The organism is Longimicrobium sp., assembly GCA_036377595.1.
Taxonomy (GTDB): Bacteria; Gemmatimonadota; Gemmatimonadetes; order Longimicrobiales; family Longimicrobiaceae; genus Longimicrobium.
Genome location: DASUYB010000052.1, coordinates 1 through 23,005, shown reverse-complemented (window position 1 = coordinate 23,005; position 23,005 = coordinate 1). Strand labels below are relative to the sequence as shown.

Sequence of the window (23,005 nt, the reverse complement as noted above, 5' to 3'; positions counted from 1 at the left end):
CTCATCCCGGCGGTGAGTTCTCCGCGCCTCCGCGTCTCCGCGTGAGAATCATCTTCTACCCGATTCGCTCCAGCAGCGCGACGGGGAAGTCGGCCAGTGCGTCCGACATCTTCAATCCGCCCTCGCCCGCCTCGATCTCCGCGCCGGTGAAAAGGTTGCGCCACCGGCCCCCGATCTCCCCGCCCGTGATCGCGGTGTCGGCCCACGCGGCGGCGTCGGGGAGGGCGAAATCGCGGCGGCGCATCAGCGTGGCGACGAGGCGGGGGACGAGGGTGACGAGCGTGCTGCCGCCGTCCCGCCGCGCGAACGCGACCACGTGCTCGGCCTTCGCGCCGGTGGCGGCGAGCGGGACGTACTCGCCCGCGGCGAAGGCGTCGGCGTGCTCCTGGCGCGCGCGCAGGGCCACGTGCGTCACGTACAGCTTGATGCGGCCGTCCGCCCACGTCTCCACCAGCTCGCGGGCGAGCGCCGCGCGGCCGCCGCACATCTTCCTCCGCACCTCCGCCAGCATCTCCCTGCGCAGGCCGTAGTCGACCGGGCGGCGGTTGTCGGGGTCGACGAGGGAGAAATCCCAGATCTCCTGCCCCTGGTACACGTCGGGGACGCCGGGCGAGGTGAGCTTGACCAGCGTCTGCGCCAGCGCGTTCACCATCCCCATCCGCGCGACCGGCTGCTGGAACGCGGCCAGGTCGGCGACGAACGGGTTGTCTCCATCCCGCCTCAGAATCGCGGCGATGAAGTCGCGCAGCCCGTCGTCGTACGTGGGGTTGGGGTTGATCCAGCTGGTGTGGACCTTCGCTTCCCGCGTGGCCTTGTCCATGTACTGCTGGATGCGCGCGACGAAGTCCGCGTGCGCCGCCTCGTCCATCTCGCCCAGCGGCCACGCGCCGACCAGCGTCTGGTAGAGCAGGTACTCGTCGTTGCGGTCGGGGACGGGCTCGCCGTCCTCGTCGCGGCGGTGCGGCCGGTTCATCACCGCCCAGCGGTTCACCCGCTCCGTCCACAGCTCGGGGATCTCGCTCAGCATGTCGATGCGCGCGCGCACGTCCTCGCTGCGCTTGGTGTCGTGCGTCGACGAGGCGGAGAGCGCGCCGGGCCACCGCTCCGCGCGCTCGCGGTTGTAGGCGTGGAAGTCGTCGACGGAGACGCCGAAGCGGTCCGGCTCGCCGCCCACCTCGTTCAGCGAGACCAGGCGGTTGAACACGTAGAAGGCCGTGTCCTCCACCCCCTTGGCCATCACCGGCCCGGTCAGCTGCTGGAACTTCATCACGAAGCGCGCGTGCTGCCGGCGGTCCTCCTCGGTGAGCGACTCGGGCCAGTCCAGCAGCAGCACGTTGCGCACGAAGTCGAACAGCGAGTCGCTGACGCTGGGGTTGCGCCGCTTCGCCAGCCGCACCGCCTGGTCCACGTAGCGCCGGTCGCGCTCGCCGACCTCGCCGGCGAAGGCGTCGATGTAGGTGCGGTACACGGGGAAGCAGGCCACCACCTCACGCAGCGCGTCGCGGAGCGCGCCCCAGGTGAAGTCGCGGTACGCGCGGTTCTTCTCGCTGATGCGGTCCAGCATGGTGGCGAGCACCGTCAGCTCGCTCACCAGCGCGAAGCGCAGGATCTGCAGCTTCTTCTCGTAGACCAGGTCGCGGAACTTCGCGCGCACGCCGGTGAAGCGGCGGTACGTCTCGTCCATCGCCTGGAGGTTGGCCTGGGCGACGAACAACCCGTTCACCCGGTTCAGGAACTCGTAGCCTACGGTCCCCGCCACCGGCCAGTCTTCCGGCAGCGTCTCCTCGCCCGTGAGGATCTTCTCGACGACGACGTAGAAGCGCTCGGGAGATTCGGCGCCCGCGGCCTCCGCCTGCAGGTCGCGCAGGTAGTCGCGGGGATGGAAGAGCCCGTCGGGGTGGTCGATCCGCAGCCCGGTGACCTTCCCCTCGCGCACCAGGCGGAGGATCAGCCGGTGCGTGTCGGCGAACACCTGGGGGACCTCGACGCGGACGCCGGCCAGCTCGTTGACGTCGAAGAAGCGCCGGTAGTTGATCTCCTCCGCCGCCACGCGCCAGAAGGCCAGGCGGTACGCCTGTGCATCGAGCAGCTCGTGCATCCGGTCGAACGAGCGCGCGTCGCCCGGCGTGCCGTTGAAGGCCGCGACCGCGTGGTCGATCGCCAGCGCCACGTCGCCGGACATGGCGTAAAGGCCGGAGAGGCGGCGCTGCGTGACGATCTTCTCGCGCCGCCGCTCGGCGATGCTGAGCCTGTCCGTCCGCCGCCGGTTGGGAAGCCGCTCCAGCGCCGTGGCGATGCTCTCCAGCTCCATCCGGTCGGGGTGCTCCTCGTCGAGCACGCCGTCGAGCCGCGCCAGCGCCTCGCGCAGCACCGCCGCGGTCGATCCCGGCGCGACGGGGAAGCGGTTCTCGAAATAGTCGATGCGGAAGAGCCCGTCGGAGTAGACCAGGGTGAGCTCGCCGCGCTCCAGCACGCTGCCGTACTGGTCGCCCAGGATGGGGAGGAGGACCTTCCCCTCGAGCTCGGGCTGGCGCGGCTCCCAGTCGACGTCGAAGTAGGCGGCGTGGGGTGAATCGGGACCGCCCTCCAGCACGTCCCACCACCAGGGATTGGTGTGCCCGGCGATGCCCATGTGGTTGGGGACGACGTCGACCAGGTGGCCCATTCCATGCTTACGCAGCAGCGCCACCAGCCGCGCGTGGTCCTCGTCGGTGCCGATCTCCGCGTTCAGCGCTCCATGGTCGGTGATGTCGTAGCCGTGCACGCTCCCCGGCCGGGCCTGCAGGTAGGGAGACGCGTACAGGTCGCCCACCCCCAGCTCGTGGAGATAGGGGACGATCTCGGCCGCGTGGCGGAAGGTGAAGCCGCGGTTGAGCTGGACCCGGTAGGTGGAGCGGGGGATGCGGCCCGCGCGGCTTGCCGCCGCCGAGTGGCCGCCGGTATTCTCGCGTGTCGGCACGTGGGTTTCCGTCGGAGATCGAAGGCCCGCAGGTGGTCGCGGGCGCCGCCGGACGGAGCAAGAAGCGGGCGCGGTGGGGGGCACAGGCGGAGGCGGCGCGGGCAAGGATGCGGACGGTGCGCGAGGGAGAGATCGTGCCCGCCCGGCGCGGAGGCCCTCTCCCCCCGCCCCCTCCCCCAAAACCGACTGGGGGAGGGGGAGACCTCAGCGTGGGGTCTGCTTCCGCATCGCTCCGACGCCATCCCCAGCCGCGCGGGGAGAGTCCTTGGGGGAGACTGCATCTGCGACGGCCCTGGCACCCGCGTCGCACCGCGGCATCCATTCGCAACCGAGTATCGACCCGAACGCATTTCAGCCGGACTGACCGCCACCGCATGGATCAAGCACCCGTCAAGAAGCCCCAGTACCCGCTCGTACCCGGTTTCCTCGAATCGGCCACCACGGCGTGGCCCGGCAAGCCGTATCCGCTCGGCGCCACCTGGGACGGCGAGGGAACCAACTTCGCCATCTACTCCGAGCTCGCCTACGAGGTGGAGCTCTGCTTCTTCGCCGCGCCCGACGACGCCACGCCGTCCAGCACCTACCGCCTGCGCGAGCGCACGGGCTTCGTCTGGCACGGCTACGTCCCCGGCGTGGGCCCCGGCGACTTCTACGGCTATCGCGTCAACGGCCCGTACGACGTGGGGCAGGGGAAGCGCTGCAACCCCTTCAAGCTCCTCGTGGACCCCTACGCCCGCGCGCTGGCGGGGACGGTGAAGCTCGAGGCGCACCCCTACGCCTATCCGTTCGACCAGCCCGGCGAGGACTGGGTGCTGGACGACGAGTACGACTTCTGGGGCGTGCCCAAGGGCGTGGTGGTCGACAACGCGTTCGACTGGAAGGGCGACGCGCCGCCCAACATCCCCTGGGCCGAGACAGTGATCTACGAGGCGCACGTCCGCGGCCTCACCATGCTCCACCCCGGCATCCCGGAAGAGATGCGGGGGACGTACCGGGCGGTCGCCCACCCCGTCATCATCGAGCACCTCAAGTCCATCGGCGTCACCGCCATCGAGCTCCTCCCCGTTCACGAGATCGCCGACGAGCCGTTCCTCCTCAACCGCGGTCTCCGCAACTACTGGGGATACAGCACGCTCAACTTCTTCTCCCCCGATGGCCGCTACGCCCACGCGCGCGACTACGGCGAGCAGGTGCGCGAGTTCAAGGAGATGGTGCGCACCCTCCACGAGGCGGGGATCGAGGTGATCCTCGACGTGGTCTACAACCACACGGCGGAGGGGAACCACCTGGGGCCGACGCTCTCCTTCAAGGGGATCGACAACCCCACCTACTACCGCCTGGTGCCCGGCAGCCCGCGCATGTACATGGACTACACCGGCACTGGAAACTCCATGAACCTGCGCCATCCCCAGACGCTGCAGCTGGTGATGGACAGCTTGCGCTACTGGATCCAGGAGATGCACGTCGACGGGTTCCGCTTCGACCTGGCGGCCACGCTGGCGCGCGAGCTCCACGAGGTCGACCGGCTCTCGTCGTTCTTCGACGTCATCCACCAGGACCCGGTGATCAGCCAGGTCAAGCTCATCGCCGAGCCGTGGGACGTGGGCGAGGGCGGCTACCAGGTGGGCAACTTTCCCGTCCTCTGGGCCGAGTGGAACGGCCGCTACCGCGACACCGTGCGCGGCTACTGGCGCGGCGATCCGGGGAAGCTGGGCGAGCTGGGCTACCGGCTGACGGGGTCGAGCGACCTGTACGAGGAGGACGGGCGGCGGCCCCATGCCAGCATCAACTTCATCACCGCGCACGACGGGTTCACGCTGCACGACCTGGTCTCCTACAACCACAAGCACAACGAGGCCAACGGCGAGGAGAACCGCGACGGCAGCGACGACAACCTCTCCTACAACTTCGGCGTGGAGGGCGAGACCGACCGCGCCGACATCCTGCGCCAGCGCGAGCGGCAGAAGCGGAACCTCATCGCCACCCTCCTCCTCTCCCAGGGCGTACCGATGATCTGCGGCGGCGACGAGATCTGCCGCACCCAGTTCGGCAACAACAACGCGTACTGTCAGGACAACGAGATCTCCTGGACCGGGTGGGAGCTCACCGACGACCGCCGCGCGATGCTGGAGTTCACCCGCAAGGTGGCCCGCATCCGCCGCGAGCACCCCACCTTCCGCCGCCGCAAGTTCTTCCGCGGCAGGGAGATCCGCGGCAGCGAGGTGAAGGACCTGGCGTGGATCCGCCCCGACGGGAAGGAGATGACCGACCAGGAGTGGAACGCCGGCTTCGTGCGCTGCTTCGGGATGGCCATCGGCGGCGGGGCGATGGAGGAGTGGAGCGAGCGCGGCGAGCACATCACCGATGCCGACTTCCTCCTCATCTTCAACGCCGACGGCGGGGCGATGGACTTCACCATCCCCGAGTTCGGGCCGGCGCGGAAGTGGAGCCTGCTGCTGGACACCAACGAGCCGGAGCTGGAGGAGGACGCGCGGCGCTACACCGCGGGCGATTCGCTCACGATGGAGGGGCGGTCGATGGTGGTGCTCCGCGCCGACCCGGCGGCCGACGCGGCGAACGGGGGATGACGGAACCGCGCTGGCGCCTTCCCTTCGGCGCGAACGTGACGGAGCGCGGCACCGAGTTCCGCGTCTGGGCGCCGGGGCACGAGCGCGTGGAGGTGGTGATCTACGGCCCCGACGCGGAAGCGGTGCATCCCCTCGAGCTGGAGAACGGGGGCTGGTTCGGCTGCGTCCTCGGCGGCATTGGCGCCGAGGCGCGCTACCGCTATCGTCTGGACGGCGGCGACGCCTTCCCCGACCCCGCCTCGCGCGCGCAGCCGGACGGGGTGCACGAGCCGTCGGAGGTTGTCGATCCCTCCGCGTTCGCGTGGACGGATGGGGATTGGCAAGGGGTGGAGCTCGAGGATCTAGTCATCTACGAGATGCACGTGGGCGCCTTCACGCCGGAGGGGACGTTCGATGCCGCCATCGCCCGGCTCGACGACCTGCGCGCGCTCGGGGTGACGGCGATCGAGCCGATGCCCGTCGCCTCTTTTCCCGGGGCCCGGAACTGGGGATACGACGGCGTCTCCCTCTTCGCGCCGCAGGCCACGTACGGCGGGCCGGAGGGACTGCGGCGGCTGGTGGACGCGGCGCACGCGCGCGGCATCGCCGTGATCCTCGACGTGGTCTACAACCATCTCGGCCCCGAGGGGAACTACCTCCCTGCCTTCACCAGCGGCCGCTACTTCACCGATCGCCACAAGACGCCGTGGGGTGATGCGGTGAACTTCGACGGGGCCGACAGCGCCGCCGTCCGCGAGTTCGTGGTCCAGAACGCGCTGCACTGGGCGCACGAGTACCACGCCGATGGCCTGCGGCTCGACGCCACGCACACCATCGTCGACGACTCGCCCGTGCACGTGCTGGCGGAGATGGAGACGCGGGTGCGCGAGACGCTGCCGCCCGGCCGCTGCTTCGTCTTCATCGCCGAGGACGAGCGCAACGAGCGGCGCGTGGTCACCCCGCAGACCGAGGGCGGGTGGGGATTGCAGGCGGTGTGGGCGGACGACTTCCATCACTCGATCCGCCGCATCCTGGCGGGCGACCACGAGTCGTACTTCGCCGACTACGCGGGGACGGTGGACGAGCTGGCGCGGACGCTGGAGAAGGGGTGGCTCTACGAGGGGCAGCCGTCGCGCAACCACGGCTGTGCCCGCGGCACGCCGGCCGACGGGCTGCCGCCGGCGGCGTTCGTGCACTGCATCCAGAACCACGACCAGGTCGGCAACCGCGCCCACGGCGACCGGCTCCACCACGCGATCGACCTCGGCGCCACCCGCGCGGCGGTCGCCCTCCTTCTCCTCTCCCCTTACACGCCGCTGCTGTGGATGGGGCAGGAGTGGGCCGCGTCGGCGCCGTTCCAGTACTTCACCGACCACCCCGAGGAACTGGGGCGGCTGGTGACGGAGGGGCGGCGGACGGAGTTCGGCAAGTTCTCCGCGTTCGCCGACCCCGAGGTGCGCGAGCGCATCCCCGATCCGCAGGCGCCGGAGACGTTCGCGCGCAGCAAGCTCGACTGGGGCGAGCGGGGAGCGATGCCGCACGCGGGGATGCTGGCGCTGCACCGCGCGCTCCTCCATCTCCGCCAGTCGCATCCCGCGCTCCGCCGCCGCGACCGCGACTCCTTCTCCGTCGCCGCGGTGGGGGACGGCGCGCTCGCCCTCCGCCGGCGGGGGGATGGGGGGAAGGAGATGCTGCTGATCGCCGCGTTCGAGGGTCCGCTCGGCATCGACCTGTTCGACGCGGAGATCACGCGCCCGCCCGAGGACGGCGCGTGGGAGCTGCACCTCGCCACGGAGGAGGGGCGGTTCGGGGGAGAGACGGAGGGTGGGCTGGTCCACCTCGACTGGGACGGGCGGCTGGAGATGCACGGCCCGGCCGCCGTCGTCCTCACCACGATGTGAGCGATGCGCATCGGCATCATCTCCGACACGCACGGGCTGCTGCGCCCGGAGGTGTTCGACGTCTTCGAGGGCGTCGAACACATCCTGCACGGGGGCGACGTCGGCCCCGTGGAGCTGCTCGACGAGCTGGAGGCCATCGCCCCCGTTACCGCCGTGTGGGGGAACACCGACGGGTGGGACGTGCGCCGGCGGGTGAAGGAGATCGCGGAGCTCGACCTGGGCGGCGTCCGCATCGTGGTGATGCACGGGATGCAGCTTGGCTCGCCGACGCCGGAGAAGATGGCGGCCGCGCATCCCGGCGCGGGGCTCGTCGTCTTCGGCCACTCGCACCAGCCGGTGATCCGCCAGGTGGGGTCCACGCTGGCGGTGAACCCCGGCAGCGCCGGTCGCCAGCGCTTCCGAGACCCCATCTCCGTCGCCCTCGCGGAGATCGACGGCGGGAAGGTGACGGCGCGTCTGGTCGATCTCAACCCCGCGCGATCGTAGTCGGCGCGCGCACTTCTTCCTATCAGACGTCTGTCTGCTTTTGCCTACTTTGGTCCGCCGGTGGCGTGTTCGTAGCGTCTACTTGCAATCTTCTCCGCAGTTTGGCATCGTCGAGCTCCATCTCCGCCGAACATCCCGACGGAAGGAATTCGATGAGCCCTACCGTGCATCGCGACGGGCCGTACCGGTTTTATTTCTTCAGTTCCGATCGAAACGAGCCCGCGCACGTGCATGTGGACCGCGACGAGTGTTCGGCCAAGTTTTGGTTGAACCCTGTATCGCTTGTCTATAACTTGGGATACAGCGAGTTCGAAGCGCGGCTGATACAGCGCATCGTGGAGGAGAACCGTGTCAGATTCGTTGCTGCCTGGAACCGGCACTTCCGCACCTGATCCGCGCCAGCGCGTGAAGGACGTGCACCTCGGCGAGCATACACTCAGCGTGGACCTGGTCGACGGGCGGACGATCACGGTGCCGCTGGCGTGGTATCCGCGGCTGCTGAACGCCACGCCGGAGCAGCGGTCCAACTGGCGCATCGCCGGCGCGGGCTTCGGGATCCACTGGCCCGACGTGGACGAGGACCTGAGCACCGAGGGGCTGCTGAGCGGCGCGCGGGCGCCGGGAGCACCGCGCACGATCTCCTGAACGCCCGCCGCCATTCACTTGCACCGGACCCCGCCGGGGCGCCATCATGGTCGCCCCGGCTTTTCTTCACTCCCCATGGAGACCCGATGAAGCGGACTCTTCCGTTCGCCGCGGCGGCCGCGTGCGCGCTGGCCGCCCTTCCCGCGCGCGGGCAGCAGCCCGCGCCCGCCGCGCCGCCCGCCTCGCCCGCGTGGACCAGCAGCGACCCCGTCCTGCAGCGCATCTGGGACGAGGGGATGAACGGCTCGCGCGCGCAGAACATCGGCCAGACGCTGATGGACTCCGTCGGCCCGCGCCTCACCGGCTCGCCCAACATCCAGGCCGCGTACGACTGGGCCGTGCGCCAGTACCGCGCGTGGGGGATCACCGCGCGCGCCGAGCAATGGGGTACCTGGCGCGGCTGGGAGCGCGGCTACACCCACGTGGACCTCGTCGCCCCGCGGGTGCGCACGCTCGAGGGGACGATGCTGGCCTGGAGCCCGGGGACGGACGGTCCCGCCACCGGCTCCGTCGTCATCCTCCCCGACGTGGCCGACTCCACCGCGTTCCGCGCCTGGCTGCCGAGCGCGCGCGGCCGCTTCGTGCTCGTCTCCGCGCCGCAGCCCACCTGCCGGCCGGACGAGAACTTTGCGAAGTGGGCTCTCCCGGAAAGCTTCGAGCGGATGAAGGCCGAGCGTACCGCGGCCGCGCAGGCGTGGTCGGCGCGGGTGCAGAAGACCGGCTTCGACGGACGCACCCTGCCGCGCGCGCTGGAAGACGCGGGCGCGCTGGGCGTCGTCACCAACCTGTGGTCGCAGGGGTGGGGCGTCGACAAGATCTTCAACGCGCGCACGCTGCGCGCGCCGACGATCGACCTGAGCTGCGAGGACTACGGGCTGGTCTACCGCCTGGCGGCCAACAACCAGGGCCCGCAGCTCCGCGTCGACGCGCAGGCCCGGTTCCCGGGCGACCTCCCCGCGTCCAACGTGATCGCGGAGATGCGCGGCGCGCGGAAGCCGGGCGAGTACGTGATGCTGTCGGCGCACTTCGACTCGTGGGACGGCGGCTCGGGCGCCACCGACAACGGCACCGGCACGGTGGTGATGATGGAGGCCATGCGCATCCTCAAGGCGGTCTATCCCCGCCCGTCGCGAACCATCCTGGCCGGCCACTGGGCGGGCGAGGAGCAGGGGCTGAACGGCTCGCGCGCCTACGTCGAGGACCACCCCGAGGTGGTGAGCGGGCTGCAGGCGCTCTTCAACCAGGACAACGGCACCGGGCGCGTGCGCAACTTCTCGTACCAGGGCTTCACCGGCGTCGGCCCGTTCTTCCGCCGCTGGTTCGCCATGCTCCCGCCGGTGCTGGCCGACAGCCTGACGATCGGCGATCCCGGCCTGCCCTCGAGCGGGGGGACGGACAACGCGTCGTTCGTGTGCGCGGGCGCGCCGGCGTTCGGGCTGGGCTCGCTGTCGTGGGACTACGGCACCTACACCTGGCACACCAACCGCGATACGTACGACAAGGTCTCGTGGGACGACGTGCGGATGAACGCCACGCTCACGGCCATGCTGGCGTACCTGGCCAGCGAGGAGCCGCAGCGCCTCCCGCGCGACCGGCGCACGGAGTTCCCGGTGGACCAGCGCACCGGCCAGCGCGGCTCGTGGCCGGCCTGTCAGGCACCCGCGCGCAACACGGCGCAGAGCACGAGATAGTGCTGAGTGCTCATATGAGTTGAACTGCAGGTCCTGGGCGTGTTGGGCGCTGTGACGCCCAAACGGGCTGCGCGCGCGGTAGGCAACGATACTACTGTTGCCAACCGCGCCGGGCCGCCGCCGCGCCGGGCATCGCGGCGTGTGGTCGGTGACGGTGCGCGCGCGGCGCCGTCCCGGCCCTCCGGGCGCGCATCCCTCACGCAACCCTACGTGCACGGCAGCCGTTCGCGAGCACCGGCGCATCGGTCCACTCCGTCGCCGGTAGTCCGCGGAGGCGGACTTCGTGTGGTTGTTGCCGCGGTTATAACCGCCCCACCGCCATCGATCGAGCTCAAACCCAGCGGGCGGCGAGACCCATCGTCTTGCCGCCCGCCGTTCATCTCCGTTCCACGCACTCACGCACTCACGCACTCAGCACTCAAGTTCACGGTGCTCCCTTCGCGCTGTCCTCCCCCGCCTTGGCGCTGGTGTCGCGCTGCTGGAAAACCTGGATGAGCGAGTCGACGTTCGCCTCGCGCGCCTTCGCGGTGTCGGCGGTGGCGCCGGGGGCGGGGCCCACCGCGCGCAGCGTGATCAGCGCCACCTCGGGCGCGTGCCCGAAGCGCACCGGCACGTAGCTGTACCCCAGCCCGCAGGTGGCGAAGAGCGTGCTCCCGCGCACCCGCCAGATCCGCGTCTTCGCGGGGTTCGCCGTCCCCGGCAGCACCTGGGTGTTGAACCACGCCAGCCGCGGCGTTCCCGGCACCTCCACGTCGCCGCAGAAGGTGTGGCCGGACAGGATCACCGGGAACTTGCCGTTCGGCGCGCTCAGCGCCGTCACCGGCATGTGCGCCAGCGCCAGCATCGTCCGCGGCCCGTCGGGGATCCCGTCGTACACCTCGATCTTCTTCCAGTCCGCCCGCCGCGCCAGGAACGGCTGCAGCCCCGCCACGAACGCGGTGTCGCCGCCGTGCGGGAAGGGCGCATAGGCGTCGCGCAGCACGCGCACGCCGCTGCGCTCCAGCGCCTCCACCGTCTTGATGCGCGCGCTGTCGGGGTTCCCCTGCGGCTCCTCGGTCTCGTCCGCCGTCCCCAGCACCGCCATCACCGTGCGCCCCTTCAGCGGCGCCAGCACGCGGTCGATGGCCGCGTAGTCCTCGCCGCGGGCCACGTAGTCGCCCAGCAGCACGAACAGGTCGGCGCCGGTGCGCGCGGCCGCCTGCGTGGCCGCCAGCGCCACCTTCTCGTTGTCGGCCCAGAGCCCCAGCTGGAAGTCGCTCAGCGCGGCGATCCTGACCCCGCTCCAGCCGGGGGGCAGGTCCGGCACCTCGATCTCCACCGGCGTCACCACCACGTTGCGCGCGGCGGCCACCCCGTACACCTCCGCCGGGTTCTCGCGCGCCGAGTCTTCGGCCGCGGTGGCGTCGATCCCCCGCGCGCCGCGGTTGCAGGCGCCGGCCGCCACGGCCAGCAGCGCGGACAGCAGCGTGCGCCGGGTGCGTCCCATCCTCGTCAAAGTCCGTTCCGTCCGGGTCCCTGTAGAAAACGAAAGCCGCGCGCCGGCGGCGGCCCGCCAGCGCGCAATCGCGGTGCCAGCTTGAGAGCGGTGGAGATACACATTCCCTGCCGCGTCAGCGCGTCAAAGCCCATGTGTCCGTCTGTGCCACTTGAGTGCCTCGGGACTGGGTGCATCCGAGTTTCGTTTCGGCAGGCGAATCGCTAAGTCGAATAGGTTCGAGTAACTGCTCGTTGACAGGCTTGTTGACAGGCTTGGAGCGAGGATGACGGTCAGTTTTTTCTCATCGACTCCGAGAAGCCCGCAATCGAAGAGCGTATGCAAGTCGGATCGGAGCAGCAACCCGTTCGAAGGGTGATTCGTCAATTTTCCCCGGTACGGATAGATGTGGGCAGCTTCCAACGCCGCAACCACATCCGTACCCGTGATGCAGCAGGCGTGAGCGTAAGCATTCAACAGCCGGGATCGAAACACCGGCTGCCCTTGCCGTTGCACGAGGGCTTGGGCTGTGCGCTGACGGGCGTCTTCGATTCCGTCAGGATCAAAGGTTTCTGCAGTCGTGACGGCTCTGCCGAGCGCCTCTGCGAACGCTCCCACCCTAACGTATCCGGGTATGGAAGAAATCCGCCCCGGAACACTGATCTGCTTGCGGATTTGCAGGTGCGAACAACTCAGATATTCCTCCTCCGTCTCGAATTTGATGTAGCCGTTTATATCGAACAGAGCACCAGGGAATTTCCTCAATTTGTGGTACCAATGACCATCGTGAATGAATAGCGCATGCGCAGCTCTGACATCCCAGAGATCGTTCAGCAACGCCCCTGTGTTCCGCGCCGTCGCCATTTTGATTCCTGGGCTATCCGATTGAAGATGTTGTGACGGCGGCGTAGCGATTTTGCTAGGCGCTGAGTGCCAGCGCGTCCACGCGCGCGGGCGGGGTGGTGCGCTCCATCTCCTTGGGCTGCAGCCGGAACCAGCGGGCGATCAGCAGGATCTCGTCCACCTGGTGGCGCTGCACCAGGGCGCCCTTCGGCTCAGGACGCCCGAAGTGCTCGTCGCTCAGCCGCTGCAGCCGCCGCCGCTCGGCCGCGCTCCGCGGCGAGGGCACCACCGCGCGCACCGTCCCCCGGCGCACCAGGTACACGCGGTCGTCGCCCTCCGCGCCGGCGACGTGATAGAGGAAGGTGAGCGAGTCCAGCGCCTCGCGCAGCTCGCGGAACTCGTCGCGCAGCCGCTCCAGCCGCGCCAGCCGGTCGCGCAGGCTGGCGGCCACCTCGTACTGCCAGCGCTCGGCCGCCGCCTGCATCCGCTCGTTCAGCCGGCGCAGCGGCTCGTCGGCCTCGCCGTTCAGGAACGCGCGCGCGGTGTCGACCCGCGAGCGGTACTGCGTCTCGCTGCACCCGCCGCAGCACGGCCCCAGGCACAGCCGCAGCTCGTGGCGGTGGCAGCGCGGCGTGTGCTCGAACGAGAACAGGTCCGATTGATCGGCGAAGCGGATCGGCGTGTTCACCGGGCAGTCGCGAAGCCCCAGCGCGTCGTTCAGCTCGCGCACCGCCTCCACCACCCGCTTCCCCCCGCGGAACGGGCCGTAGTAGCTGGCCGCGTCGTCGCCGACGGCATGGACGACGAAGAGCCGCGGCGCCGGGCCGGGCGCCAGCTTCAGGAACGACCACCGCCCGTCGCGCTTGTGCTGCACGTTCAGGTGCGGGCGGTGGCGCTTGATCAGCTCCAGCTCGCGCAGCAGCGCGGCGAACTCGCTCGGCTGGTACTCCCACTCCAGCCCCGCCGCCTCGCTCAGGATGCGGTGCCCCTTCTCCCCTCGCTTAGCCCGGAAGTACGAGAGCAGCCGGGTTCGCAGCGACTTCGATTTCCCCACGTACAGCACGGCCCCGTTCGCGTCGAGCATCCGGTAGATGCCCGGGCGGTTGCGCGCGTCGCCCACGGCGTCGCGGAGGGGATGGGGGCGGGACTTGGAGGCCACGGTCGGAACGCTGCTGCGAAAGAAGAAAAACCGAATCTCCGCGGAAAGTAGCGCTCCCGCGCGGCCCACGAAAGAAGGAAGTTCGAAAAACCTCCCCGTACACCCTGTATACAAAAGTATGGACGCGTAAAGTGAGTATACATGTACATGGAGCCGGATCTCCCATTCTACAGACGGGTAGGAATATCACGCGTACTTCCAATGTTTTTCTGCACGGAGTGAACGATTCCGGGCTTGAATCTGCGTCTCCAAATATAGAGATTGCAAAGTCGTTTTAAGTGCGGTCAAATATAGACAAGTGGCGCACGCGCGGGTTCCGCCGCTCCGGCGGTGCCCTGATCCCACACACTCAACGCGAGGACACAACGATGAAGCTCCTTCGTCTTGCCTTGGCCGCGGCCGTGCTGGCGGCCGCCGTCGGCGCGTGCGACGCCTCCCGCGTAAGCGCGCCCGGCCAGCCACGGCATGCTCAGCCCCAGGGTCCGGTCGGCGACCAGTCGGGTACTGGGTCGTCGGGATCGACCACCACCAGCACACCGCCCGCACCGGTCGATACCGCGGGCAAGGGTCAGGTGATCGGCTCCGGCAGCTGAACAAACGCAGCGCCGGGCGCGGATCGCTCCGCGCCCGGCGCTCGCGCTTGCGGCGCTCGGTGCGTCTCAGCTCGTCAGCGAATGAACGAAGTCGCCGGCCAGGGCATCCGCGGTTTCGCGCCACTCGTCGCGTTCTGCTGCCTGGACCTCCGCACGTTGGTGGCGCCGTGCGGCCTCGATCAGCGCCTCTGCCGTCAGCCGCGTCTTGCCGTCGCCGCGGCGGGTGGCGCCCTCGAGCGCGCGCTGCGCGGCATCGTCGGCGCGCTCCCAGGCGCCCAGGCTCAGCGCGCCGTGCGCCAGGTCGAGGTATGCCCGGTAGGTCGTGTCCTGCCCGGCGTTCTCGCGCACCAGCTCTGCGACCTCGTCCCAGGCCTGCTGGAAGATTTCACGGTCGCCGGCGCCACCCGCCGCCCGCCCGAGGTCGCCCATCAGCGCAAGGCGCATCGCGGGTTCCTCGAAGTGGCCCACCAGGGACTTGAACACCGTCAGCGCGCGGTCGAAGTGCCCCTGCGTGGTCCAGAAGTACGCCACGTCGTGCGCCAGGTCCCGCAGCTTCGGGTGATGCGCTCCGTACGCCTGGAACGCCGCACGCGCCAGCTCGTTCGCCTCCCTGACATCGTCGGTTTCGATGGCGATCCCGAACATGTTGTGCAGTGCCCGGCCCTCGATGTCGTGCAGCGAGTTCCGGTTCGCGGCGCGGAGCGCGCGGACGAAGAACCGCCGCGCCGCGGGAAAGTTGCCGCGGAGTACATACAGGTTGCCCAGCCCGTCGAACGCCAGCGCATACGTCGGCCAGTCGCCCGCCTGCCGCGCCAGCGCGATGGTGCGGCGGTACCAGGTTTCCGCGCGGGGATGCTGGGCGCGGCGGCGCGCCAGCCGGCCCACGGCGAACGCGGTGGCCGGGTCGGCCGGGTTCACCACCGCCGCGGCCTGCGCGTACGACAGCGCCACCGCGAGGAAGCCCTTCGCCTCGGCCCACTGCGCAACCTGCCGGCACGCCAGCGAGATGATCTCCTCGCGCGACGAGGCGGCGGCGCCCAGCATGGCCGCCAGGGTCTTCAGCGGCTCCTCCAGGTCGTCCGGCGCGCCCGCCGCCAGGATCTCGGCGACGCGTTCCCGGTCCGCTCCCGGCGTGAAAAGAGCTTCACGCTCGGTCTTCCCGGCGCGTCCCCACAGCATCGCGTCTCGCACCGACTGCCACAGGACGAGCCCCAGATCGCCAGTAATCTCGTCGAGAATGCTCAACCCCTCGAAGGCGTCGGTGTCGCCGTGGGTGAGCGCCGGGGGCACGCGCCAGCGTCGCAAGGTTTTCCGCGGTGGCGCCTTGAACTTGCGTTGTCTCATGGTTGGGCAGTTTGGGAGCGTCAGGAGAGGGAGGAAACGTGCCGTGCGGAGCGTTCCGAATGCAAATATAGTGCAGATCATCGTTTTTGCAACGCCGAAAACCCCGCGGCAGGCGTACCATGTGTGGTCATTTCAGCGCTGGCAGCGCGCGCAGAAGAAGGTGCTGCGTCCGCCCTGGACGATTCGCTGGATCGGCCGCCCGCAGACCACACACGGCTCGCCCTCGCGGTCGTACACGCGCAGCCGGCGCACGAACTCACCCGGCTCGCCCTCGGCGTCGCGGTAGTCCAGCAGCGTGGTGCCGCGGAACTCGATGCTCTCGGTGAGTACGTCGCGCACGCCGTCGCGGATCTTCTTCGCCTGTGCCTTCGTCAGCTCGTCGGCCGGCGTGCGGGGGTCGACCTTCGCGCGGAAGAGCGCCTCGCTGGCGTAGATGTTCCCCACGCCGACCACGCGCTTCTGGTCCATCAGCCAGACCTTGATCGCCACGCGGGACTTTCGCGTCGCGTCGAACAGCCACTTCGCGGTGAAGGCGTCGCTCAGCGGCTCGATGCCGAGCGTGGCCTCCCACTCCCGCCACTCGTCGGGCTGCATCCGCCAGAGCCGGCCGAAGCGCCGCACGTCGTGGTACGTCAGCTCGCGCCCGTCCTTCAGGCGGAAGCGGACGCCGGGGTGTGTGGACGGGGGATCGCCGGGGCGGGCGAGGAAGAGCCGGCCGGTCATCCCCAGGTTCACCAGCAGATACTCGCCGGCGGTGTCCATCACGATGTTCTTGGCGCGGCGGGTGATGGACTCGATGCGGCGCCCCGCGAGCGCGTCCGCGAACGAGGCGGCGGACTCGCCCTCGATCAGGTCCGGCTTCAGCACCTCCACGGAGCGGATGGTGGCGCCCGGGAGGGCGTCCGCCAGCCCGCGGACGATGGTCTCGACCTCGGGGAGCTCAGGCACGGGCAGCCTCCGCGCGCTCGATCTCGCGCCAGCCGATGTCGCGGCGGAAGTAGCGGCCGTCGAAGCGGATGCGCTCCGCGGCCGCGCGGCTCTTCGCGGCCGCCTCGGCGACGGTCGGGGCGAGGCCGGTGAGGGCGAGGACGCGTCCGCCGGAGGTGACCAGGCGTCCGTCCGCGCGCCTCGTCCCCGCGTGGAAGACGAGGACGTCGGGGGATGATTCCAGGTCGGCGGGGATGTCGATCTCCGCGCCGGTGGCGTAGTCGCCGGGATAGCCTTCGCTGGCGAGGACGGTGGTGGCCGCGGCGCCGTCGCTCCAGTCGAGCACCAGCCCCTCGATCGATCCGCCGCGCGCGATCTCCATCATCGGCTCGAGGAGCGAGGAGCGGAGGAGGGGGAGGACGGCCTGCGTCTCGGGGTCGCCGAAGCGGCAGTTGAACTCCACCACGCGCGGGCCCGTCTCCGTCAGCATCAGCCCGGCGTAGAGGAGCCCGCGGAAGGGGCGCCCCTCCTCAGTCATCGCGGCGACGGTGGGCTCCAGGATCTCCGTCTGCACGCGCGCCATCAGCTCGGGCGTGGCGATGGAGACGGGGGCGTAGGCGCCCATCCCGCCGGTGTTCGGCCCCGTCTCGCCCTCGCCGATGCGCTTGTGGTCCTGCGCGGCGACCATGGGCACGACGTGCGTGCCGTCCGTCAGCGCGAAGACGGAGAGCTCCTCGCCGCTCATCCGCTCCTCGATCACCACCTGCCGGCCGGCGGTGCCGAACGCGCTGCCGGCCAGCATCTCGCGCACGGCCTCGATCGCCTGGTTCTGGTCTTCCGCGACGACCACGCCCTTGCCGGCGGCCAGGCCGGACGCCTTCACGACGAGCTTCGTGGCGGCCGCGCGCACGTACGCCTCCGCGGCCGCCAGGTCGTCGAAGCACGCGAACGCCGCCGTCGGGATGCCGTGGCGCTGCATCAGCCCCTTCGCGAACGCCTTGCTGCTCTCGATCTCCGCGGCGTCCTTGCACGGGCCGAACGCGCAGAGCCCGTGCGCCTGGAAGTGGTCGACAATGCCCTCCGCCAGCGGCGCCTCGGGGCCGACGACGGTCAGGTCGACGCCGTTCGTCTCCACCCACGCGGCCAGCGCCTGGATCTCGCCCGGCGCCAGCGGCAGCGAGGTGGCGCCCGCCATCCCGCCGTTCGCGCGCGTGACGAAGAGCTCCGCGTCGGGCGCGTCGCGCCGCAGCTTCCACAGGAGCGCGTGCTCGCGCCCCCCGTTACCCACGATCAGAATTTTCACTTTACGGCTGCCGAGGCTGAATGCGCATGCAGGTTCTCAATCAGCGCGATAACAATCGGGCAGAATGCTCGGGCAGCCTTCACCGCGTGTGCATGTTCGTTCATCAAACGTGGGATGAAGTCGGACAGAAGAGCAGGGGGTTCTCCTTGAAAGAGGATCGCCTGCTTGGTCCCGGAGCGCTTGATCTGGACCGTTGTCAAAAACCCATACTGCAGGTTTGGTGGGATTCGATGAGTGATGCGATTCCGAAGATGAGTTACGGTGGAGCGTTTTAGAATTTTGATCGCTTCGTCCAAATCTGCGATATCGATCCCCATCGGCTTAGCGGTAAGGCGGTTCTGCCAGGCCTTATCGTTATTGATCTTTCGCTCATCGGGTATCACGTGACCTGGTATGAGCAGTTCGTCAGCTTTTTCAAATAGCAGCAGCGTACAAAACTTGATCCGTTCGCTGATCATATACGGCGATAACAGGGTAGTGTGGTAAATCGGCAGGACAGCATATTCAAGGAGGAAGGGCCAATGGTCTCTTGGGGATTCGTTTAGAACTTCCTCCCATGCACATAGCCTGACGACGTTCGCGCCAAATAGCTCGACCTCGTTTCGCACTCCGATCAAGAAGTCGTCAGCGAAAGGCACGATATTTAACCACCTCGTACCATTCCAATCCAAATCAGCTCTCGAAAATTCCTCAATCGAGAGATGCTCCAGCATCATCTTGGCACGCAGATCCCAGAAGCGATCAAAAAACCGCGATTGAGTCTGCAGATAGAGTTCTTTGTCGTCCATTTCTGCGCCTCAGTCCGGATCGCTCTAGTTCACCCACGAAGCGCCTGCTCCAGATCCGCGATCAAATCCTCCGCGTCCTCGATGCCGCAGGAGAGGCGGACGATGCCGTCGCTGAGGCCCATGGCCTGGCGGCGGTCGACGGGGACGGAGGCGTGCGTCATCATCGCCGGGTGGCCGATCAGGCTCTCCACCCCGCCCAGCGACTCGGCCAGCGCGAAGATCCGCACCCCGTCCACCAGCTTCTTGGCGTTCTCCAGCGACCCCGTCTCCACGGTGATCATCCCCGTGAAGCCCTGCATCTGCCGCGCGGCCAGCTCGTGCTGCGGGTGCGAGGGGAGGCCGGGGTAGTAGACGCGCTCGATCTTCGGGTGCGCCTCCAGCCACTGCGCGATGCGGAGGCCGTTGGCATTGTGCGCGGCCATGCGCACGTGCAGCGTCTTGGTGCCGCGCAGCGCCAGCCAGCAGTCCCACGGCCCCGGGATCGCGCCGGCCGCGTTCTGCAGGAAGCGCAGCTGCTCGTGGATCTCGTCGCTCCGGGTGACCAGGATGCCGCCGACCATGTCCGAGTGGCCGTTCAGGTACTTGGTCACGGAGTGCATCACGATGTCGGCGCCCAGCTCCAGCGGCCGCTGGTTGTAGGGCGTGGCGAAGGTGTTGTCGACGCTGAGCCACGCCCCCGCCGCGTGCGCGATCTCCGCCGCCGCCGCGATGTCGGTGATGCGCATCATCGGGTTGGTCGGCGTCTCCACGTGCACGAGCTTCGTCTCGGGCCGGATGGCGGCGCGGATCTCGTCGAGCGACGACGAGTCGACGAAGGTGAAGCGGAGCCCCATCCGGCTGATCACCCGGTCGAAGAGGCGGAAGGTGCCGCCGTAGACGTTCTCGCCGCAGACGATGTGGTCGCCGGCCGAGAACATCTTGATCATCGTGTCCGTCGCCGCGAGGCCGGATGCGAACGACAGCCCGTACGTTCCGCCCTCGAGCGCGGCGACGTTGCCTTCCAGCGCCTCGCGCGTGGGGTTCTGCGTGCGCGCGTACTCGTAGCCCAGGTGGCGGCCCAGCTCGGGCTGCACGTAGGTGCTGGTCTGGTACACCGGCGTCATGATGGCGCCGGTGGTGGGGTCGGGGCGCTGCCCGGCGTGGATGGCGCGCGTGCCGAAGCCGAGGTTCTGCGTGTCGTTGCGGTGGTCGGGCAGCATGTCGGGCGGTCTTCCGTTCGGGTTGAGATCGGGCGCGGAAGATAGCCCGCGGTCGGCGGGGCGGGAAAGTGCTGAGTCCTGAGTCCTGAGTCCTGAGTGATGGCGCGCGGGCGATGACGGTCAGCGCTGGGTCCGCGCGGGGAGGGCGAGCCAGGAGCCGCCCTGGGGGACGCCGCCGATCAGCGTCTCGTACGGCGGCTCCTCGCCGAGCCAGACGCGGACGCTGCCGGCGCCGGCCAGCTGCGCGATCCGCTGCAGCCCCCACGTCTCCAGGCCGCTCAGGTCGCTCACCCCGACGGGGTGGATCACGACGTCGGGCCTGGACCTGCGCCAGCGCCGCTTGCCGCGCGGGTTAACCAGCATGTCCAGGAACCACATCAGCGTCAGCGCGGCCACGTCCATGTCGCCCACCACGCAGCGCGGGTGCGAGAAGCCGTTTACCAGCCGCAGGTCCGGGCGCCACTTCGCCGCGTCCTCGGCGGCGCGGCCGAACGCGGCGACAACGCCGGTGTGGTCGATGGCGGCCTGCGGCACGTCCTCCACCGCCTCGCCGGTTGCCACGCGGCGCGCGACGATGCGCTCCGCGGAGACCTGGATGTAGACGAGGCGCTTCGGCGGGCGCCGGGTGATCTTCGCCATCCTCACACCCTCCCCGCGAGCAGTTCCAGAACCAGGCGCGCGGCGAGCTTCGCCGTGCGCGCGTCGTGGTCGTACGGCGGCGACAGCTCCATCACGTCCGCGCCGATCAATAGGGGATGAGAGGCGATGGTGGTCACGAGGTCGATCATCTCCCGCGCGGTCAATCCCCCGATGCCGCTGGCGCTGACCCCCGGCGCGAACGCCGCGTCCGCCGCATCCATGTCGATCGACAGATACAGCGCGTCGGCGTCGCGGGTGGCGGCGTAGAGCGCGGCCTTGGCGGACTGGACGGCGCCCTTCGCCGCCAACTCGTCGAGGGTGATGAGGTGGATTCCCTGCTCACGCGCCCAGTCCAGGTAATGGCGCGAGTTGGCGAAGCGGCGGATGCCGACCATCGACACGCGCGCGCCGTCCACGATCCCCGACTCGATCGCGCGGCGGAAGGGCGTGCCGCTGGAGAGCGACGCATCGTCCGCGTACTCGCGCACGTCGAGGTGCGCGTCGATGTTGATCACCCCCAGCCTGACGTCCGGCCGCGCCGCCGCCAGCCCGCGGACGACCGACCCCGTGCACCCGTGGTCGCCGCCGAGAAAGATGGCGCGCGCGCCGGCCGCGAACACCTCGCGCGCGGCGCCCTCGATGCGCGCGTGCGCCTCGCGGCCGTTCATCGTCGGCAGCGCCAGGTCGCCGAGATCGGTCGTGGGGACCACGTCGCGCTCGCCGTCGTACGCGCCGAACGCCGCCAGCGCGTCGCGGATGGCCTTGGGACCAAAGCGCGCGCCGGGCCGCGTCGGCACGCCGCCGTCGTAGGGGAGGCCGAGAATCACCGTCTCCCCCGCCGCCAGCGGGCCGGTGGCGGGGCGGAGGAGCGTGGACGCGCGCGGGTCGGGCGGGGCGGGGGCGGCGCGGAAGGCGGCCAGCGGGTCGGGCGTGGCGTCGCTCACGGGCGGTCGTGGGGCACGGGATGCGGCGTATTGCCGGGGCTTTCCGGCGCGCGCTAACTTAGGCCGGGCGCGGCGGGATGGGCCAGAGTTGCCGATTCGATCGGTGTCGCCGGGCAAATGAATTCACGGCAACAACAGCACAAAGTCCCTGCGGGACTGCGCCCAGGCATCCCCGCGACCATCCGGCACCACCGTCGTATCAGAGTGAGCGGATCGGGGCAGGCCGCACCATCTACCCTCCCCCCAGTCGGTTTTGGGGGGAGGGAGCGCGAAGCGCGGGGAGGGGGACGCGGGCGGCGGCGCGGCACGCGAGATTGGGAAACGCATCCACGCCTCCCCCACACCGGGGAGGCTGAATCGATTCAGGCGATTGGAATGAAGCGCATCCTCACGGGAATCCAGCCCTCGGGCACGCTGCACGTGGGCAACTACTTCGGTGCCATCAGGCCCATGGTGGAGTTGCAGGAGCAGGGCGAGGTCTTCCTCTTCCTGGCCGACCTGCACGCGCTCACCAGCACCCGCGACGCCGCCGAACTGCGCCAGTACATCCGCGAGGCGGCCGTCGACCTGCTGGCGTGCGGCATCGATCCCGCGCGCACGCTGTTCTGGCGGCAGAGCGACGTGGCGCTGCACAGCGAGCTGATGTGGATCCTCAGCACCGTCACGCCGATGGGGCTGATGGAGCGGATGGTCGCGTACAAGGAGAAGGTGCAGAAGGGGATCCCGGCGGGCGTGGGCCTGTTCACCTATCCCATCCTGCAGGCGGCCGACATCCTGCTCTACGACGCCGACCTGGTGCCGGTAGGACGCGACCAGAAGCAGCACCTCGAGGCCACGCGCGACATCGCCATCAAGATCAACGAGGCGTTCGGCGAGGGCACGCTCAAGCTCCCCGACGCGCTGATCAGCGAGGAGGTGGCGGTCGTCCCCGGGCTCGACGGGCAGAAGATGAGCAAGAGCTACGGCAACACCGTCTTCCTGTTCGGCGACGAGAAGACCACGCGCAAGCGGGTGATGTCCATCGTCACCGACTCCACCCCGCTCGAGGCGCCGAAGGACCCGAAGGGCTCCACCGTGGTCGCGCTGTACAGGCTGTTCGCGTCGAAGGAGGACGTGGCGCGGATGGAGGACGAGCACCGCGCGGGCGGCGTGGGCTACGGCACCTTCAAGCAGCGCCTGTTCGAGGCGATGTGGGAGCATTTCGCCCCCATGCGCGCGCGCCGCGAGGAGCTCGTCGCCCGCCCCGACTACGTCGACGACATCCTCCGCGACGGCGCCGAGCGCGCGAAGGAGATCGGCGGCACGGTGATGGCGCGGGTGCGCAAGGCGGTGGGGATCGACTGAACGGGGGTAGTCCTGAGTCCCAAGTCCTAAGTCCTAAGTGGATGATCGCGTCGGCCTCCGGCACTGGGCACTGGGCACTGGGCACTGGGCACTGGGCACTGGGCACTGGGCACTGGGCACTGGGCACTGGGCACTGGGCACTGGGCACTGGGCACTGGGCACTGGGCACTGGGCACTGGGCACTGGGCACTGGGCACTC

At 69.5% G+C, this 23,005-nt stretch carries 19 protein-coding genes; 8 read left to right on the top strand and 11 right to left on the bottom strand.

Annotated elements, in window-relative coordinates; genetic code table 11:
* Window positions 1-55: 55 nt before the first annotated feature.
* The gene (gene treY / locus VF092_07285) at window positions 56-2,959 is read right to left on the bottom strand and encodes a malto-oligosyltrehalose synthase (GenBank protein HEX6747086.1); all 2,904 of its coding nucleotides are present in this window, start codon (window positions 2,957-2,959) and stop codon (window positions 56-58) included.
* Window positions 2,960-3,333: 374 nt separating this feature from the next.
* On the opposite strand from treY, the gene glgX reads away from it, so the two are divergent.
* From glgX to VF092_07255, 6 genes are all read left to right on the top strand, one after another.
* Window positions 3,334-5,547 (top strand): glycogen debranching protein GlgX, encoded by a 2,214-nt coding sequence (glgX, locus tag VF092_07280; protein ID HEX6747085.1) that lies wholly within the window; start codon window positions 3,334-3,336, stop codon window positions 5,545-5,547.
* The gene (gene treZ / locus VF092_07275) at window positions 5,544-7,427 is read left to right on the top strand and encodes a malto-oligosyltrehalose trehalohydrolase (GenBank protein HEX6747084.1); all 1,884 of its coding nucleotides are present in this window, start codon (window positions 5,544-5,546) and stop codon (window positions 7,425-7,427) included. Before glgX ends, treZ begins: the two co-directional genes overlap by 4 nt.
* A 3-nt stretch (window positions 7,428-7,430) precedes the next feature.
* The gene (locus VF092_07270; GenBank protein HEX6747083.1) at window positions 7,431-7,913 is read left to right on the top strand and encodes a metallophosphoesterase family protein; all 483 of its coding nucleotides are present in this window, start codon (window positions 7,431-7,433) and stop codon (window positions 7,911-7,913) included.
* A 152-nt stretch (window positions 7,914-8,065) separates the two neighbouring features.
* A complete protein-coding gene (locus VF092_07265) occupies window positions 8,066-8,305 on the top strand; it encodes a DUF4160 domain-containing protein (GenBank protein ID HEX6747082.1) in 240 nt (79 codons plus the stop codon).
* A gap of 13 nt (window positions 8,306-8,318) precedes the next feature.
* Window positions 8,319-8,558: a DUF2442 domain-containing protein gene (locus VF092_07260; GenBank protein HEX6747081.1), complete on the top strand. Its 240-nt coding sequence runs from the start codon at window positions 8,319-8,321 to the stop codon at window positions 8,556-8,558.
* An 86-nt stretch (window positions 8,559-8,644) separates the two neighbouring features.
* The gene (locus VF092_07255) at window positions 8,645-10,249 is read left to right on the top strand and encodes a M28 family peptidase (protein ID HEX6747080.1); all 1,605 of its coding nucleotides are present in this window, start codon (window positions 8,645-8,647) and stop codon (window positions 10,247-10,249) included.
* 424 nt (window positions 10,250-10,673) lie between these two features.
* On the opposite strand, the gene VF092_07250 is transcribed toward VF092_07255, so the two are convergent.
* The 3 genes from VF092_07250 to VF092_07240 form a co-directional block, all read right to left on the bottom strand.
* Window positions 10,674-11,735, bottom strand: coding sequence for a metallophosphoesterase (locus VF092_07250; protein ID HEX6747079.1), 1,062 nt, complete (start codon window positions 11,733-11,735; stop codon window positions 10,674-10,676).
* A gap of 132 nt (window positions 11,736-11,867) precedes the next feature.
* On the bottom strand, window positions 11,868-12,587 hold the full coding sequence (locus VF092_07245) for an HNH endonuclease (GenBank protein ID HEX6747078.1): 720 nt from the start codon (window positions 12,585-12,587) through the stop codon (window positions 11,868-11,870).
* A 55-nt stretch (window positions 12,588-12,642) separates the two neighbouring features.
* Window positions 12,643-13,725: a GIY-YIG nuclease family protein gene (locus VF092_07240; GenBank protein HEX6747077.1), complete on the bottom strand. Its 1,083-nt coding sequence runs from the start codon at window positions 13,723-13,725 to the stop codon at window positions 12,643-12,645.
* Between the two features lie 368 nt (window positions 13,726-14,093).
* Between VF092_07240 and VF092_07235 the strand changes: the two genes are divergently transcribed.
* On the top strand, window positions 14,094-14,318 hold the full coding sequence (locus tag VF092_07235) for a hypothetical protein (GenBank protein HEX6747076.1): 225 nt from the start codon (window positions 14,094-14,096) through the stop codon (window positions 14,316-14,318).
* A 66-nt stretch (window positions 14,319-14,384) separates the two neighbouring features.
* Here the strand turns inward: VF092_07235 and VF092_07230 are convergent, their stop codons facing one another.
* The 7 genes from VF092_07230 to VF092_07200 all read right to left on the bottom strand — a co-directional run bounded on the left by VF092_07230 (window position 14,385) and on the right by VF092_07200 (window position 21,462).
* Window positions 14,385-15,623: a tetratricopeptide repeat protein gene (locus tag VF092_07230; protein HEX6747075.1), complete on the bottom strand. Its 1,239-nt coding sequence runs from the start codon at window positions 15,621-15,623 to the stop codon at window positions 14,385-14,387.
* Window positions 15,624-15,794: 171 nt separating this feature from the next.
* Window positions 15,795-16,610: a bifunctional DNA-formamidopyrimidine glycosylase/DNA-(apurinic or apyrimidinic site) lyase gene (mutM, locus tag VF092_07225; protein ID HEX6747074.1), complete on the bottom strand. Its 816-nt coding sequence runs from the start codon at window positions 16,608-16,610 to the stop codon at window positions 15,795-15,797.
* Window positions 16,603-17,892: a phosphoribosylamine--glycine ligase gene (purD, locus tag VF092_07220; protein HEX6747073.1), complete on the bottom strand. Its 1,290-nt coding sequence runs from the start codon at window positions 17,890-17,892 to the stop codon at window positions 16,603-16,605. The genes mutM and purD overlap by 8 nt, the downstream gene beginning before the upstream one ends.
* The gene (locus VF092_07215) at window positions 17,889-18,680 is read right to left on the bottom strand and encodes a hypothetical protein (GenBank protein ID HEX6747072.1); all 792 of its coding nucleotides are present in this window, start codon (window positions 18,678-18,680) and stop codon (window positions 17,889-17,891) included. Before VF092_07215 ends, purD begins: the two co-directional genes overlap by 4 nt.
* A gap of 29 nt (window positions 18,681-18,709) precedes the next feature.
* Window positions 18,710-19,879 (bottom strand): cystathionine gamma-synthase, encoded by a 1,170-nt coding sequence (locus VF092_07210; GenBank protein ID HEX6747071.1) that lies wholly within the window; start codon window positions 19,877-19,879, stop codon window positions 18,710-18,712.
* 120 nt (window positions 19,880-19,999) lie between these two features.
* Window positions 20,000-20,518: a hypothetical protein gene (locus VF092_07205; protein ID HEX6747070.1), complete on the bottom strand. Its 519-nt coding sequence runs from the start codon at window positions 20,516-20,518 to the stop codon at window positions 20,000-20,002.
* Window positions 20,519-20,520: 2 nt separating this feature from the next.
* Window positions 20,521-21,462, bottom strand: coding sequence for an agmatinase family protein (locus VF092_07200; GenBank protein HEX6747069.1), 942 nt, complete (start codon window positions 21,460-21,462; stop codon window positions 20,521-20,523).
* 375 nt (window positions 21,463-21,837) lie between these two features.
* On the opposite strand from VF092_07200, the gene trpS reads away from it, so the two are divergent.
* On the top strand, window positions 21,838-22,806 hold the full coding sequence (gene trpS / locus VF092_07195) for a tryptophan--tRNA ligase (protein HEX6747068.1): 969 nt from the start codon (window positions 21,838-21,840) through the stop codon (window positions 22,804-22,806).
* Window positions 22,807-23,005: the final 199 nt, after the last annotated feature.